Genomic DNA, 16,675 nt, shown 5'->3' on the forward strand with positions numbered 1-16,675 from the left:
ATCGAATACAGGAGGTCATTTGATGAGCATAAATTGGAATGAACGTGTACAGGAAAGAAAAGAAACGGTGATTACAGATACCCAGGCGCTGCTCAGACAGAAGAGTGTACTAGACCCCTCATCTGCCAGACAAGGTGAACCCTTTGGAAAAGATATTGCCGATACATATAACTGGCTTCTAAATAAAGCCCGTAACGAAGGGTTCAGGACAAAAGATATTGAAGGGTATGCCGGACATATTGAGTATGGTGAAGGAGACGACATCATCGGTATTCTTTGCCACATCGATGTGGTCCCGGAGGGGGATGGATGGTCTTCAGACCCTTACGGAGCTGAAATTAAAGACGGAAAAATCATTGCGCGAGGAGCAATTGATGACAAAGGGCCGACAATGGCTGCCTATCACGCACTCAAACTGGTAAAAGATCTTGAACTGCCTTTGTCCAAACGAGTGCGGATTATTATCGGTACAGATGAAGAGAGCGAATGGCGCTGCGTGGACCGTTACTTTAAAGAGGAAAAAATGCCGCTGATGGGTTTTGCCCCGGACGCTGACTTTCCGGTTATTTATTCGGAAAAGGGAATCTGTGATTTGTTCTATACCCGCAATCTCAAAGGTGATGAAAAAGAAGGAGAGCACACGCTTGTCCACTTTAAAAGCGGTCACCGCCTGAACATGGTTCCTGAAAACGCAGTTGCAGTGATTGAAACACAGTATGAAGATGATCTGGTAAAACAATTTGAGAGCTTTCTTCACGAAGAGAAACTCGCTGGAGAGACGAAGGTGCTTTCTGAAAATCAAATCGAACTGACCGTAAAAGGGAGATCCGTCCACGGTATGGAGCCTGACAAAGGAATTAACGGAGGTCTGGAGATGGCCCGTTTTTTACAAACCTGTTCGTTTCAGGCATCTGCAACAGACTTTGCTGCACGTTTAGGAGAAAAGTTTGCCCGTGATTCCAGAGGGAAGAAGCTGGGGATCGCTCACCATGATGAACAGGTCGGCGATTTGACTATGAACATTGGCATTCTGGAATACAAAGATGGTAAAGAAGCAATGATCGGCATTAACCTCCGGTATCCAAAAGGAGCTTCCTTTGATGAGGTCAAGGCTGTTCTGGACAGGGAAATGGCTCCTTTTGAAGGTGTAATTAAAACCCATGAAACACCTCATATGATTGAGGAATCTTCCGAGCTTGTAAAGGTGTTATCCAAGGTTTACGAAGAACAGACTGGCAAGAAAACAGAGCTCATCGCAATCGGCGGAGGCACGTATGCCAGATCTTTGGATGAAGGTGTTGCATTTGGTCCGTTGTTTCCCCACCGTGATGATTTAGCTCATCAGGCTGATGAAGCCATTTATATCGAAGATCTGTTAAAAGCAACATCCATCTATGCCCAGGCCATCTACGAACTTGCAAAATAATAAAAAAGGTTGCTGTTAATGTTGAAGGAACAAGTTATTCAAAAACACAAGCCCGTGCTGTTTCATATGCGGATGTTTTACTTTTTATCTTTCTTCGCAATCGGAGGCCTCTTCCCCCTTTTAAGTGTTTACCTGCAAAACGAGGTAGGGCTTTCCGGAGGTCAGATAGGAACGATCATGTCCATCGGGCCGATTACCATGCTCGTCGCTCAGCCCCTATGGGGGATGATCAGTGATTATACGAGAAGCCCGAGGATATTACTGACGATTGCCGCTATTGGGACCGGGGCCATTGGTCTGATGTATACGACAACGGAGGTTTATCCGGTCCTCGTTTTCATCGCAGCTTTTCTTGCCCTTTTCCAAAGTGCGATTATCCCTCTGTCAGACAGTATGGTTATGAATCACGTTCATAAAAACGGAGGAGACTACGGACGGATCCGCATGTGGGGAGCAGCAGGTTTCGCATTGTCGGTATGGGTTATGGGTAACCTTTCCGACTGGTTTGGCCCATCGATCATTTTTTATGCTTTTGCCCTGATTTTGTGGATCAGTGCCTACTTTGCTCTTAAAATGCCAAAGGAATCTGCTCTTCCGAGGGTAGAACTTTTCTCAGGATTGAAGAGTCTCATTAAGGTACCCCGGTTTGTTTTATTTTTAGTCGTAACGTTTCTCGTATTCGGACCGATTATGGCCAACAATTTTTACTTTGGACTTCTTATTCAGTTTGCCGGAGGATCTCTTGCCGGTGTCGGACTGGCGTTTCTTTTAGCAGCTGGGAGTGAAATCCCGTTTATGCGCTGGGCAGGGGAGCTCATTCAGAGACAGGGAATCATGGTTATCTTGTTTGTGGCTGCTCTTGTTTCCGGCCTCCGCTGGCTCTTTTATTTCCTTGGACCGTCTCCGGAAATCATCTACATGACAACAGTAATACAGGGATTGAGTATCGGTTTGTTTATCCCGGCTGCTCTTCAGTACGTGCGTAACCTGGCACCTGAAGAAGTGAAGGCAACGGCAGTGAGTTTATATGCTGCTGTAGGTAACGGGCTTGGTGCCTTCTTCTTTACCTTCTTTGCGGGATTAATCATTGACTGGCAGGACATTTTGTATGTATACCTGTTTTACGGAGTATTAACGCTCATAGGAGCACTCCTGCTCCTTGTGATCATGAGGATGGAAAAGAAGATAATATAAAAACTGTGATCGTTTCTATTTTCCATAAACACACTGAATATAAAAATCTGCCCGAAAGGAGTAAAACCTTTCGGGCAGATTCTTATTGTATTTTCGATACATTATTGTCCGTCGAATACGAATAAATCAGTGGAGAGATAACGCTCACCGGTGTCGCAGGCGATCGCTACGACCACATCTTCAGAAGACAGACGTTTAGCTACTTCAAGTGCAGCATAGCAGGCAGCACCGGAAGACGGGCCTACTAGAATACCTTCCTCACGGGATAAACGGCGTGTGATATCATAAGCATCCTCATCTGTTACGGTAAAGATCTCACCATAGACGTCTTCATTTAGTATCGGTGGAACAAATCCCGGACTTGTCCCGACCAGCTTATGAGGCCCTGGTTTGCCGCCTGAAAGGACAGGGGAGCCCTTAGGCTCAACAACGTGAACGCTTACTTCAGGATAGAACTTTTTAAGTTCCTCACCTGTTCCGGTAATGGTCCCGCCTGTACCGGAAGCTGCAACAAAGGCGCTCAGATTTTTACCGATTTGATCCATGCCTTCTTTAATTTCGTGTGCTGTTGTTTTACGGTGGGCATCGGGATTTGCTGCATTTTCAAACTGCATAGGCATGAAGCTGTTCGGAATTTCTTTTACAAGCTCGTGAGCTTTTTCGATAGCACCGGGCATTTTTTTATCACCTGGTGTGAGTACAACCTCAGCGCCATAGGCTTTTAATAAATTGATGCGCTCCTGGCTCATCGTGTCGGGCATCGTTAAGATTGTGCGGTACCCGCGGGCTGCCGTGTTCATGGCAATGCCGATACCTGTATTGCCTGATGTAGGCTCGATAATAACACTGTTTTCATTAAGATGACCGTCTTTTTCAGCCTGACGGATCATGTTGAAGGCAGCCCGGTCTTTTACACTGCCGCTGGGGTTCATAAATTCAAGCTTCAGGTAAACATCAGCGCCTCCCTCGGGAGCGAGCTTTTGAAGCTTTACAAGAGGTGTATCACCGATAAGTTCTGCCATGTTTTCTACAACTTTCATCACTGTCATCCTTTCTTCTTGCATGAAGTTTCATTTATGATGAAAACTAACTGTAAAACCATTTCCCATTAAATCGTATCGAGCAAATCGGAATTAAACAGTTCTTATTTTATCATACCGTATATTTACTGACAAAAGGAGGTATTTGCATGTCCCATTATTTTATTGCAATTCCTGTACCGGAAAAAATTGTCCAGCCACTCCTGGAAGCCCAGGAACATTTTGAAGCAGACGTTCGTTTTAAAACGGTCATTCATCCAGATGATTTCCATATTACACTTCTTTTTTTCGGAGGCTGGGATTCTGCAAAAAGAACGAAACTATGGGAAGAGCTTAAGACGAAGCTCAGTAAAGAAGAAAGTCCGGCTCTGACGTTAAGGGAAATCAATTCATTTGGACGACCGGCAGAACCGAGGGTCCTCTGGGCAGGAATGTCATACTCCAAGCCTCTCATGACCCTGCAGAAGAAGATCAGGGACCTGGCTGTAAGACATGAATTCCCTGTGGAAGAAAGACCTTTTACGCCTCATATTACACTGGCAAAAGGATACAAAGGGGAAAAGCCATTAAGGCTTCAAAACCTTTCAATGGAGCTTCCAGAAATGGGATGGGATGCAGAAGAAGTGGTCCTGTATGAAATACACCCCCACTCGTCTCCAAGATATAAAGCGGTTGATCGGATTATTCTGCAATAACCTCAGTGTACTCCTTATGGTAAAATAAAGCATATCACTTCAGAATGGAATGTGAGAGGAGAACAGGATGGCTCAGCTCGTTAAGCTAACTGATTGTGTTTCCAGATATGAAATGGATGTATATAGATATTCAAGCCGCTTTCACCGATTGAAATCCGACAGGTGGGCAAGATTGAAGGCAGACTGGCAGAGAAGAAGACATCACCTCAGCACCTATAACTACGAAGAAATCGTGAACTCCAGCTATAACGTGGAAGGGGAGGGGAGGAGCACCTGGAAAAAATGGATCCCTTTTCTTAATAAAAAAGAGATCAATGGCGAGCCGCAGGCAGAGGAGGATGCATTTACTCCTCTGTTGAATAAGCCCATATCCTCTCTGGAGGCTCTTAAGAAAGCGTTTATGGAAGAGCTGTATGCGTTTCAGCTCACATGGGCAAGCTCCACAATCAGTGAGAAATCTCATGTGAAACAATCGCTTAAATACGATTCATTTCTCGCTATGCTCACAAAGACCCTTCCCGATACGTATATGATTTTTTACCGACCTGTAATGAATGTCCGTAAAGCCCAAGTAGAGATGGAAGTGATGATTGTAACCCCCACCGAGGTCTGGCTTGTCCATGCTTTGGAAGGGGATGGGAATGCCATCTTTAAACCATTGAACGACCGGTTCTGGATTAAAGAGCAAAAGCCTTATGAAGAAAAGCTTGTGCACCCACAGGTATCAATCAAGCGGATGAGGTCTGTTATTCAGGAGATCCTGGCTGGGAACGACATTTCCTACCCGGTAAAAACAGTTGTCATAGCGAAGGACAGCTTTATCGATCTGCCCCGTAACGATTCATCCTTAACCGTGATCGACAAACGTACTTTTCCAGCCTGGTATGAAAAATTACAGCGTAATAAATCACCGATAAAACATCAGCAGTTAAAAGTTACAGAACTTTTATTAAGACATTGTGACACCACTGCGGAGCCTAGAGCAGACTTTCAGGAGGAAACAGACAGACTCTCCTGATGCCCTTCTGCAGGAAACGGGTAATCTAAAAGGCACAGAAGAGAGGATCTTCCCTCTTCTGTGCCTTTTTTTGATTAGTCCATTCTCTTAAGCTTCCAAATCTCCGATGCATATTCCTGAATAGTCCGGTCACTTGAGAATTTGCCCGAATAGGCAATATTCGTCATACTCATGTTCATCCATTTCGGCTGGTTGCGGTATGCCTGCTCCACAAGCTCGTGGGTTTCAATGTAGGCATCAAAGTCTTTGAGAACAAAGTAAGGATCGTTATGGTACAGGATGTGATAAAAAATATCTTTAAATTCGATTTCCTGTGAGCCGAACGCCCCTTCATTAAGCTGATCCAGAATACGTCGGACCCGTTCATCCGTATGGTAAATATCCCGGGCTACATAACCGCCGTTTTGGTAGTAGTCGTGAACCTCATCAGCAGTGAGTCCGAAAATAAAGATGTTCCGGTCACCGACGAGGTCGCGGATTTCAATGTTGGCACCGTCGAGGGTTCCTACTGTAAGCGCCCCGTTCATCATCATTTTCATATTACCGGTACCTGAAGCTTCCTTACTGGCAGTGGAAATCTGTTCACTGATATCTGTAGCCGGAATGATTTTTTCTGCCAGGCTCACGTTGTAGTTTTCAAGGAAAACGACCTTTAATTTTCCCTGGATACTCGTATCGTTGTTAATGATCGACGCCATCCGGTTGATGAGCTTGATGACTTCCTTTGCAAAGTAGTAGCTTGGTGCTGCCTTCGCCCCGAAAATAAAGGTCCGGGGAGTAATATCCAGGCTCGGATTGTCCTTAAGTTCATTGTATAAATGAATAACGTGGAAGATGTTTAACAGCTGCCTTTTATACTCGTGCAATCGTTTGATCTGAACGTCAAAGATGGAATGTTCGTCAACAACAATTCCCGTCTTCTCATGAATAAACTGAGCGAGACGTGCTTTATTCTGCAGCTTCACTTCCGACACCCGTTCCAGGAAAGGAACATCATTGGAATACCGGAGGAGGCTGATCAGGTGATTCGGCCTCTGTATCCACTGAGGACCGATGACGTCACTGATTAACGTGGACAGCTCCGGGTTAACCTGAAGCAGCCAGCGCCTGTGGGTGATGCCGTTTGTTTTATTGTTAAAGCGTTCAGGAAACAACGTGTAAAAATTGCTCATTTCTTTTTTCTTCAGAATCTCAGTGTGCAGTCTCGCTACGCCGTTTACGCTGAAACTTCCTACAATAGCGAGGCGTGCCATGTGTACCTGATTATCTGCAATGATCGCAAGCTCATGAATTTTGTCACGAAGCTCAGGGTGATCTTCCCAAACTTTCCTGCAAAAACGCTCATTGATTTCATAAATAATCATATGAAGGCGTGGGAGGAGGGACTTCACCATATCCTGAGGCCATTTTTCAAGAGCTTCACTCAGGGTTGTATGATTGGTGTAGGCAATCGTTTTCGTTGTAATCTCCCAGGCATCGTCCCACCCGAATCGCTCTTCATCCATTAGAATACGCATCAGCTCAGGTACAGCAAGGCTCGGATGTGTGTCGTTAATTTGAATAACGACTCTATCCGGAAGGTGCATCAGTGAATGGCGGCCATTCTTTTTGAACTGGCGGATGATGCTCTTTAAGCTTGATGACACAAGGAAATATTGTTGTTTTAACCTGAGTATCTTTCCATCATATCCGGAATCATCAGGGTATAAAAAGCCGGATATCTGCTCTATAGAGTGCTTGTGATCCAGGTGGTGAAAGTACTGGGAGCTTTTGCTCGTAAGAAGGTCGGACGAACCGGAATTTGATTCCGCACTCCACAGCCTGAGTGAATTAACCACCTGGTTCTGATAACCGACAACCGGCACGTCATAAGGGACGGCTGTAACTTTATCGGTGTTTTCGTACTTAAACTCAAGTGTCCCGTCATTTTTCTTAAACATATGGATGTCACCGCCGAAATGGATGTCGACGGCTTCTTCTGCTTTTCTCGTTTCCCATGGATAATCTTCCTTCAGCCAGTAGTCAGGGAGCTCGACTTGGTGGCCGTGGATAATACGCTGCTCAAACAGGCCGTAACGGTAGCGGATTCCGCATCCGTGTCCGGGGAACTTTAAGGAAGCAATGGATTCAAGAAAACAGGCAGCAAGACGACCGAGCCCCCCGTTTCCCAGGCCTGCGTCCGGCTCAACACTGTACACTTTCTCCGGGTCGAAGCCCATTGCCTCAAGTGCGGAGTTACATTCATTCAGCATACCGCTGTTAAGGAGATTGCTTTCCAGAAGACGTCCCACAAGAAACTCCATTGACAGGTAATAAACCTGCTTGCATTCGGTTTCTCTGTATTTTTCCTGTGTATCTATCCAGTTCTTGTTCATTTCTTCACTAGCAATGGCGCATATGGCGTAAAACAAGTCTCTCTCGGAGGCTTCGCCGATGGAAATACCTCCGACTTTCTCTGTTTTATGCTTGATGGCTTCGATCCATTTATCGGTTGTCAAGTGTGGCAACGTCTATCACTCCCTGAGAATATATGTTGGCTGTTTCGAACTCGGCATAAAGACGAATATACTGGTTAGCCGATTCTTTCCAGCTGAACTGGCTTTTGTTCACGTTTTTTAACAGTTGAATCCACTGAATCGGGTTGTGATAAACGCTTAGGGAATATTTGAGTGCTTCCAGAAGCTCGTGTGCGTTATAGTTTGTAAAACTAAAACCATTACCTTCTCCGGTTATTTCATTAAAGGACTGGACGGTATCCTTCAGGCCGCCTGTTTCACGGACAATAGGCACGGCTTTGTACTGAAGGGCAATAAGCTGTGTAAGACCGCATGGTTCAAATTGGGAAGGCATAATAAAGAAATCTGCTGCCGCATACATCTGACGTGCCAGCTTTTCATCAAATGTCAGCCTGACTGCCAGACGTTCCGGGTGTCGTTCCTGGGCATGATAAAAGAACCCTTCGAATTCACCTTCGCCTGTGCCAAGTACAGCTACCTGTACATCCTCCTGGAGAAACTCATCAAGAATATGCTGGACAAGGTGGAATCCTTTTTGCTCCACAAGCCTTGAAATAATGACATATAGAGGTTTTTCTCCATCTACCGGAAGACCGAATATATCCTGCAGGTATTCTTTGTTTTCTTTCTTTTTTCCTCTTGAATGACGGTAGTTGGAGACGATATACGGATCTTTCAGCGGGTGGTAATCGTTTGTATCAATCCCGTTGATAATACCTGTCAGGTCCTCAGAGCGTTCCTGAAGAAGGGAGTGAAGGCCTTCCCCGTAATAAGGATCCTTAATTTCTTCTGCATAGCTAGGGCTTACGGTAGTGACTTTATCCGCGTGAAATATACCGCTCTTCATGCAGTTGAGCATGCCGTTCCATTCCATGCCGCCAAAGTGATCCATGGACAAGTTAAACATTTCCCCAAACATCGTGTGGGGCATAACTCCCTGATACCGGATGTTGTGAATCGTAAATACCGTTTTCAGGTTTTCCAAAGGTTGAAGAATCTTAGCAAAAGCACAGACAAGTCCCGTCTGCCAGTCATGGGCATGAATTACGTCCGGTGTAAAATTCAGATAAGGCAGAGCTTCAATAACGGCGCGGCTGAAGAACACAAAACGTTCGCCATCATCATAATATCCATATACCCCTTTTCGGGTGAAATAATAGTCGTTGGAAATAAAAAAGTAATCCACGCCGTTGTGTTCCAGCGTGAATATGGAAGCCTCCTGATTACGCCAGCCGACCGGAACATTGATGGTTGCTACGAGTTCCATCCGGGTCTGCCAGTGATCCGGGATTTCGTCATATAAAGGAAGCATCACTTTAACATGGGAATTGGTCGTTTTATTAATGGATTGTGGGAGGGAACCGATGACATCGGCTAATCCTCCTGTTTTAATGAATGGGGTACATTCCGATGCTGTAAATAAAACGTTTGTCATCATCGTTTCTCCTCTCCGGGGTGCCCCTCAGTTTGTCTTGGGCACCCGTTTCGTAATTTAATTGCACTTTTGGAACTGATTGCTGTTGAATTTCGCTGCAGGCTCGGAAGTGGAGTCAGGCGAGACTCTGGAAAGGGAGCGTATTCCGTTTTACGAAGCTGAATCTCAATGAAGGGTATAACATTCTTCCCAATGTTTTTTCAGGGCCGCCTGATCATTAATAATCGCCTTTAACACACCATTTTAATTAGCTCATCACTTTTCGTTTGGCTACGACAAACGGCTTTTCATGTGAGCCGATGAAGGTCTGCCCTTCCGTCACTGTCACATCTTTATCCAGTATAACGTTCTCAAGGTGAACGCCTTCTTCAATCGTGCAACGCTGCATGATGACGGAATTAATCACTTTTGCACCGGGCTTTACTTTTACACCGCGAAAGAGAATACTGTTTTCCACTTCGCCATTAATCTCACATCCGTTGGCAAGAAGGGAGTCCTTTACTTCCGAGATGTCATTGTATTTTGTCGGCGGTTCATTACTGATCTTTGTTTTAATAAAGGAGTTCTGGTAAAAGAGCTCTTTGTAATTTTCAGGGTTAAGGAGATTCATATTGTTACGGTAAAAGCTTTCCACAGAATTGATGAAAGCGGAATACCCTGTGTGTTCAAACGTCTGGATATTAAGGCGCTCAAGGTTATCTTTAATACCATGCAGGAAAAAATGGTCTTTATGATGTGCGATACACTCATCGACAAGCTCCATCAGGAGACTCTTGCTGATAATGTAGACACCTGTATAAACGTTCGTGTTGTTCAGTTCGTTTGTTATATCAGATACCCAGCCCTGGTCGTCCTGTACAATCCGCTGGCAGGGTTCGTGTTCAGGCCCGAGTTCTTTTACACGGGTTGTAATCAGAGTCACATCAGCCCCGCGTTCAAGGTGATAGTCAAAGGCATCCTTATAGTCGGCATTCGAGAGATACTGGCTGCCGCTGATAATCACATAGTTGGATTTTCCCCGGTTAAAGTAATCACGGTTATTATGAAAATGGCTCAAATCCCCTTTGGAAATATCAGTCGGGTCATTCCAGTCAGGGGGCAATATGAAGAGCCCTCCATGTCTGCGGTCAAGCTCCCAGTCTGCGCCTGTTCCAAGGTGGTCCATCAATGACCGGTATTTGTTCCGTGTGAAAATGGCAATATCCTGCACATCGGAGCGGACCATATTGGAAAGTGTGAAATCAATTAAACGGTAACGCCCTGCGAAAGGAACGGCAGCACCGCATCGAAAGTAAGTAAGTTCATTTAGAAAGTCGTGTTCATGTTCCAGGTTGATTAAGCCCATCATGGATTCCATATGGAGTTCCTCCTTTTTTTTAGCTGAAGCAGTCAGGTTACGGATTTTTTGTGTTGTTGTTTATAAACCTTTAAAATGACTTTATGACGAAACTTTTCCACGTCCAGCTCCAGCGCCTGCGAGCTCGAGGTCATTTCATTCCATCAGCTTAAGCCAAAAAGCGGCTTGGATTTGATTGAATGAAAGCCTTGACGCTCGTGACCAATTGCACTTTTGTTCCTTATTTAACGGTTACTACACCTACATTTTCGTTATCAATGACAAACGGTTCTTCTCCTTCTGGTGTGCAGATATAGGAGTTTGGAGGAACCACTGTGTCTTCTTTAATAATCGCTCGTTCAATCACACTGTTTTCTCCGATTTTCACCCTGGGATGGAGGATGGACTGTCTGATTGTACTCTTTGAATCAACTTCCACGTTTTCGAATAAAATCGAGCGTTCTACCGTTCCTCGAATCCAGCAGCCGGAGTTGATGTATGAGTTGGTAATATTCGTATTTCCGTTAATGTACTGAGGCGGGTAGTTTGAATCGTGGGAGTACGTACGCCACTCCCGGTTGCTCAATGACACCATTTCATCCAGTTCCAGGAGGTCCATGTTCGCTTCCCAGTAGCTCTGAACCGTTCCGACATCTTTCCAGTAGCCTTCAAACTGGTAGGCAAAGAGACGGCGGTCATCTGCCACCATGGCCGGAATGATATCCTTGCCAAAGTCGTGTGAAGAAGTCGGATTCTTCGCATCTTCAAGCAGATAGCTCTTAAGTGCTTTCCAGTTGAAAATATAAATTCCCATGGATGCCAGATTGTTTTTCGGTTTGGCAGGCTTCTCATCAAATTCATAGATTCTGAGATCATCCGTAGTATTCAGGATGCCAAAGCGTGAAGCTTCATCCCATGGCACTTCAATTACACTGATTGTTGCATCAGCTTCCTGTTCTTTGTGATGTTTTAGAAGTTTCTGATAATTCATCTGATAAATGTGATCACCGGAAATAACAAGAATATACTCCGGATCATACCGGTCAATAAAGTGAATGTTCTGATAAATGGCATCAGCTGTTCCTGAATACCAGCTGCCGCCTTTCTTGGCGGTATAAGGTGAAAGGATTGAAACGCCATCTTCCTGGCGGTCAAGATCCCACGGCTTTCCGATTCCGATGTGTTTGTTTAATTCAAGAGGAGAGTACTGTGTGAGAACCCCTACAGTGTGGATCCCCGAGTTTGCACAGTTGCTTAAGGTAAAATCAATAATTCTGTATTTACCTCCAAAGTGAACAGCTGGTTTTGCCAGATCTTTTGTAAGTAAACCGAGACGTTTTCCTTCTCCTCCTGCCAACAACATACCTACGCATTCTTTTTTACCCATATGTTATTCCTCCTCCTTTGGATTCCCCTTCATCGATTTTTCTAAAAATGGAGATGGCCAGCGGGGGAACTTTCACCTTGATATGCTGTGAGTGACCATGCCATTTTTCCGGATTAGTAAAATGTACTTCGGTGTTTACTTGGTTCGAGCCACTGAATTCCTGATCGTCTGAGTTAAATACTTCTCTATATTTACCCGGCCGCGGTACGCCGATTTTATAATCGTACGAGACGTTCGGGGTAAAATTACATAAAATTATCAGCTCGTCATCTGCTTTCTTTCCTCGTCGGATAAAAGAGACGATGCTTTGATCGATATTATGAGGATCGATCCATTCGAATCCTTTATGGTTATGGTCCTGCTCATACAGGGCACCATTTTCAAGATAGAAATGGTTCAGTTTTGAGACATAGTTGTACATTGATTTATGAAGCGGGTAATCAAACAGGTGCCAGTCAAGCTGTTCCTGATCTTTCCACTCGGCATACTGGCCAAACTCACCACCCATAAAGAGAAGGTTTTTTCCCGGATGGGCCATCATGTACCCGTACAGTAATCTAAGGCTTGCAAATTGCTGCCACTGGTCACCGGGCATTTTATCCAATAACGCTTTTTTTCCGTGAACGACTTCATCATGTGATAAAGGAAGGATAAAGTTTTCGGAATGGGTATACATAAACGAGAAAGTGAGAAGCTGGTGATGCCACTTTCTATAAAGAGGGTCATGCTCCATATATTCAAGCGTGTCGTTCATCCAGCCCATGTTCCATTTAAAATTAAAGCCCAGTCCGCCCTGATAGGTAGGAGCTGTGACCATGGGAAGATCAGAGCTGTCCTCTGCCATCATCAGACTGTTCGGGAAATATTGGAATACAACTTCGTTTAATTTCCGGATAAAAGCCATCGCTTCAAGATTTTCTTCTCCGTCATAAGAGTTGAAGATCTTTTCTTCATCGTCGCCTTTGTCAAAATTCAGGTAAAGCATGCTTGCAACGGCATCAACACGCATACCGTCCATATGATATTCGTTCATCCAGAAAATCGCGTTGGAGATAAGGAAGCTTTGGATTTCCGGTCTGCCAAAGTCAAAAGTCAATGTCCCCCAGCTGCGTTTTTCTGATTTACTTGAATCGCTATATTCATATAGAGGGGACCCGTCAAACAGCCTCAGGCCGTGATCATCCTTACAAAAATGACCGGGAACCCAGTCCATAATGACACCGAGGCCGTTCTGATGACATTGGTCAACAAAGTATTTAAAGTCTTCCGGAGCACCGTAGCGGCTGGTCACCGAATAGTAGCCGGTGATCTGATAACCCCATGAGAGGTCAAAGGGGTGCTCAGCAAGAGGTAAAAGTTCAATATGTGTATACCCGAGAGATTTCACGTAAGGGATGAGCTCTTTTGCAAGCTCCCGGTACGTGTACAGCGTACCGTCTTCATGGGTTTTCCATGAACCTGCGTGAACTTCATAGATGTTCACGGGGGATTCATAAGGATTATAGGATTTTCTTTCCTCAGTCCATTCGCTGTCCTGCCAATTGTACTCATCTGATTCCGGGGTTACGGAAGCGGTGTTCGGCCTAACCTCTGAAAAGAAAGCATAGGGATCACTCTTCAGAAAAGAGCCTTCGGAATATGGTGTAATGCTGTACTTATAAGGCGCACCAGAAGGGATATCCGTAAAGAAACCGGTCCACAATCCCTGCTCATTCAAGCGGGCAAGAGAATGCTCACGGCCATTCCAGTCATTAAAATCACCGGCAACACAAACGTCCTTTGCATTTGGTGCCCAAACGACAAATCGGTACCCGGTTTTTCCTTCAAATTCGATCTTATGACAGCCCATGAATCGATAGCATTGATAATGTGTCCCCTGATGAAAAAGGTACACGTCTTGTTCTGAGATGTTGTACAACTGCGACAAGCTCCTTTCTTAAATAAACACCTTAGTGAATAATCATTCATTTTTACTATTTTGCTTGATTTGGCGTGTCCCGGATTCAAGACCTCGGAAATGAGCCGGGTCAGACCAACAGTTTTTATACTATTCTCCTAATTTAACAGACTTCCTGCGTAAATAATATTAAAATTTTTCAAGCGATTTTTATAATTTTTGTTGCTATATAAGGAATGATGTCGAATAAATTATCGGCCCATAACAATGAGTATATATACATTTTTATTTGTAACCGCTTACAGTTGTTTGAAGGTTCCGAATTATGGCTATGGTATTATCAGAGAAGGATTATAAGATCATATGAAAATATGTCTCCAGCCCTTATTAAACAGTTATTTATTAAGAGGTTTATCGTATACATTAATAGAAAATCAAGGTGAAAAGAGGAATCCCATTGGAAAAGTCTGTAGCTTGGATTGATGATGTGACACGACTAACAGTAAACGCTGACAATATTGATGCACTGCTTGATAAAACGCCATCGTTGATCTGGGAAGGAAACAAACTTCGGGGACGCCTGGAAGAGACGCACTTATCCCATACTGCGTCGATTCTGTTCGCAGAACCACTGCCGGTAGGGAAAGAAGCAACACTGGTGTGGGGAGATGAGCACTTCCCTGTATTTGCAGGGTCTGTAGTACGGACAGATTGGTTTGAGGACCACTTTACAGACACCCATACGGCATTAGGTGCGCATTATTCAAAAGATCAGACGAAGTTTTCAGTCTGGGCACCTACAGCATCGAATGTGAAATTATATTTAAATAATAAATATTTTGAAATGAAAAAAAGTAAAAAAGGGGTTTGGTTTACTGCGGTAAAGGGAGATTTGAATAAAGTTCCCTATCAATACGAAGTGGCCATCAACGGAAAAGTAATCAAAGTAAATGATCCTTACGCGAAATCACTTACAGCAAATAGTAAAGAAAGCGTCGTTGTTAATCTAAACAAAACAAATCCAGATCATTTTACAGAGCATGACTCTCCTGATTTCACCAGGGCTGAGGATGCCATTATTTATGAACTTCACATCAGGGACGCAACCATTGACCCTGCCGGAGGAATCAAGGCAAGAGGGAAGTTTAAAGGTCTTACAGAGGAACATACGGTTACAAAGGACAACAGTCTGACAGGCCTGTCCTATATTAAAGAACTGGGGTGTTCCCATGTACAGCTGCTTCCGGTCAATGATTTTGCCCGTGTAGATGAGAGGGAGCCACATATGCAGTATAACTGGGGGTATGATCCTCTGTACTTTCAGGCTCCGGAAGGCAGTTACGCAACAGATGTAAATAACCCTCTTACAAGAATCCGCGAATGTAAGGAAATGATTCAGTCCTTCCACAACAACGGGCTGAATGTCATTTTGGATGTCGTGTATAATCATGTATTTGTGAAAGAAGATTCTCCTTTTCATAAGCTTGTTCCCGGTTACTATTTCAGGTATCACGGGGACGGATCACCGGGGAACGGCACTGGTGTGGGAAATGATCTGGCAACGGAAAGGAAAATGGTGCGGAAGTTTATCCTGGATTCTGTCGCATACTGGCTTGATGAGTACCGGGTGGACGGTTTCAGGTTCGATCTTATGGGTGCAATGGACATCGCAACGATGAGGGAGATCCGCACTCTCTGTAATGAATACAACCAGACGATCCTGCTTCTTGGAGAAGGGTGGGACTTGGATACACCGCTTCATTCGGAGCAAAAAGCTACGATGGATAAGTCCTACCATCTTCCCGGAGTGAGTTTCTTCAATGATTTTTACCGGGACAGTATAAAAGGGCAATTGTTCTTTATGCATGATGCAGGTTTTGCCAATGGCCACGGGCGTTTTATCGAACGGCTGCCACAGCTGGTTTCCGGCTCCTGCCGTGATGATTTTGGTGATCGTAAGGTGGAAAGCCCGGGGCAGTCGGTGAACTATGTAGAGTGCCACGATAATCACACTTTATGGGATCGCCTGCAAAACACAAATGAGACGGAGACCGAGGAAGAGAAAAAACGGATACACCAGCTGGCTACCGGACTGACGCTGCTGAGTCAGGGCATTCCTTTCCTCCATGCAGGGCAGGAGTGGTTCAGAACAAAAAAAGGAGACGAAAACAGCTATATATCCGGGGATGACATTAATAAGCTTGACTGGACGCAACGGGAAGCAGAGAAAGCAAATATTCAATTCATCAAGTCTCTGATCAATATCCGCCGGGAGTATCCTGTTTTTCGTCTTGATAATAAAAATGATATTCAAAGACGCCTCCATATCCTGCAAAGTCCGGCACCTGTGTTTGGATACCTTTTACTCGGCGACTCGGAAGACATTGCTGTTTTCATTAATCCGACGAAAAAGCGTTTTCCTCTTTATCTGCCTTCACCGGGGCGGTGGGATAAACTGATCAGTAATCATGTAGCAACCGTTTCATCAACCTCTTTTATCATCGGGGATCATTCGGAAATTGAACCCTACGAGTTGGTTGTGCTGAAAAAAGCACGCGGGTAGTATCATGTGATTAATGAAGATCTGGCAATCAAGAGGAAATTTGTAGAACAGACTCTTGATGAAAAGGAAAAACTTCTTTACAATGATATAAGACTTTTTGTGTCTTCTTATTTAAAACAATTCGTGATATGATGAAAAATACTTCTGTGATTCAGGATTCGATGAAAT

At 44.5% G+C, this 16,675-nt stretch carries 11 protein-coding genes; 5 read left to right on the top strand and 6 right to left on the bottom strand.

Annotated features, from left to right (window positions below; genetic code table 11):
- Nucleotides 1–19: 19 nt before the first annotated feature.
- Both pepV and JSY36_RS11510 read left to right on the top strand, forming a co-directional pair.
- Nucleotides 20–1,426, top strand: coding sequence for a dipeptidase PepV (gene pepV, locus JSY36_RS11505; RefSeq protein WP_205166523.1), 1,407 nt, complete (start codon nucleotides 20–22; stop codon nucleotides 1,424–1,426).
- Between the two features lie 18 nt (nucleotides 1,427–1,444).
- Nucleotides 1,445–2,620 carry an MFS transporter gene (locus JSY36_RS11510; protein WP_236784803.1) on the top strand — a complete coding sequence of 392 codons (1,176 nt, stop codon included), beginning with the start codon at nucleotides 1,445–1,447 and terminating at the stop codon, nucleotides 2,618–2,620.
- A gap of 101 nt (nucleotides 2,621–2,721) precedes the next feature.
- On the opposite strand, the gene cysK is transcribed toward JSY36_RS11510, so the two are convergent.
- The gene (cysK, locus tag JSY36_RS11515) at nucleotides 2,722–3,660 is read right to left on the bottom strand and encodes a cysteine synthase A (RefSeq protein WP_205166524.1); all 939 of its coding nucleotides are present in this window, start codon (nucleotides 3,658–3,660) and stop codon (nucleotides 2,722–2,724) included.
- A 149-nt stretch (nucleotides 3,661–3,809) separates the two neighbouring features.
- On the opposite strand from cysK, the gene thpR reads away from it, so the two are divergent.
- Together thpR and JSY36_RS11525 are read left to right on the top strand one after the other, a co-directional pair.
- A complete protein-coding gene (gene thpR, locus JSY36_RS11520; protein ID WP_205166525.1) occupies nucleotides 3,810–4,355 on the top strand; it encodes an RNA 2',3'-cyclic phosphodiesterase in 546 nt (181 codons plus the stop codon).
- A 172-nt stretch (nucleotides 4,356–4,527) separates the two neighbouring features.
- On the top strand, nucleotides 4,528–5,373 hold the full coding sequence (locus tag JSY36_RS11525; protein WP_205166526.1) for a hypothetical protein: 846 nt from the start codon (nucleotides 4,528–4,530) through the stop codon (nucleotides 5,371–5,373).
- A gap of 74 nt (nucleotides 5,374–5,447) precedes the next feature.
- Here JSY36_RS11525 and JSY36_RS11530 read toward each other — a convergent pair whose 3' ends face one another.
- The 5 genes from JSY36_RS11530 to glgB all read right to left on the bottom strand — a co-directional run bounded on the left by JSY36_RS11530 (nucleotide 5,448) and on the right by glgB (nucleotide 13,965).
- Nucleotides 5,448–7,880 carry a glycogen/starch/alpha-glucan phosphorylase gene (locus JSY36_RS11530; protein ID WP_205166527.1) on the bottom strand — a complete coding sequence of 811 codons (2,433 nt, stop codon included), beginning with the start codon at nucleotides 7,878–7,880 and terminating at the stop codon, nucleotides 5,448–5,450.
- Complete coding sequence (gene glgA / locus JSY36_RS11535; protein ID WP_336511480.1) at nucleotides 7,858–9,327, bottom strand: glycogen synthase GlgA; 1,470 nt, start codon at nucleotides 9,325–9,327, stop codon at nucleotides 7,858–7,860. Before glgA ends, JSY36_RS11530 begins: the two co-directional genes overlap by 23 nt.
- Before the next feature lie 244 nt (nucleotides 9,328–9,571).
- Nucleotides 9,572–10,681 carry a glucose-1-phosphate adenylyltransferase subunit GlgD gene (glgD, locus tag JSY36_RS11540; protein WP_122898157.1) on the bottom strand — a complete coding sequence of 370 codons (1,110 nt, stop codon included), beginning with the start codon at nucleotides 10,679–10,681 and terminating at the stop codon, nucleotides 9,572–9,574.
- Between the two features lie 220 nt (nucleotides 10,682–10,901).
- Complete coding sequence (locus JSY36_RS11545; protein ID WP_122898155.1) at nucleotides 10,902–12,047, bottom strand: glucose-1-phosphate adenylyltransferase; 1,146 nt, start codon at nucleotides 12,045–12,047, stop codon at nucleotides 10,902–10,904.
- Nucleotides 12,040–13,965: a 1,4-alpha-glucan branching protein GlgB gene (gene glgB / locus JSY36_RS11550; RefSeq protein ID WP_205166528.1), complete on the bottom strand. Its 1,926-nt coding sequence runs from the start codon at nucleotides 13,963–13,965 to the stop codon at nucleotides 12,040–12,042. The genes JSY36_RS11545 and glgB overlap by 8 nt, the downstream gene beginning before the upstream one ends.
- Nucleotides 13,966–14,401: 436 nt before the next feature.
- Here glgB and pulA point away from each other — a divergent pair, with 436 nt between their 5' ends.
- Complete coding sequence (gene pulA / locus JSY36_RS11555; protein WP_205166529.1) at nucleotides 14,402–16,507, top strand: type I pullulanase; 2,106 nt, start codon at nucleotides 14,402–14,404, stop codon at nucleotides 16,505–16,507.
- The last annotated feature ends 168 nt before the right edge of the window (nucleotides 16,508–16,675 follow it).

Source organism: Alteribacter salitolerans, from assembly GCF_016901055.1.
GTDB lineage: Bacteria > Bacillota > Bacilli > Bacillales > Salisediminibacteriaceae > Alteribacter > Alteribacter keqinensis.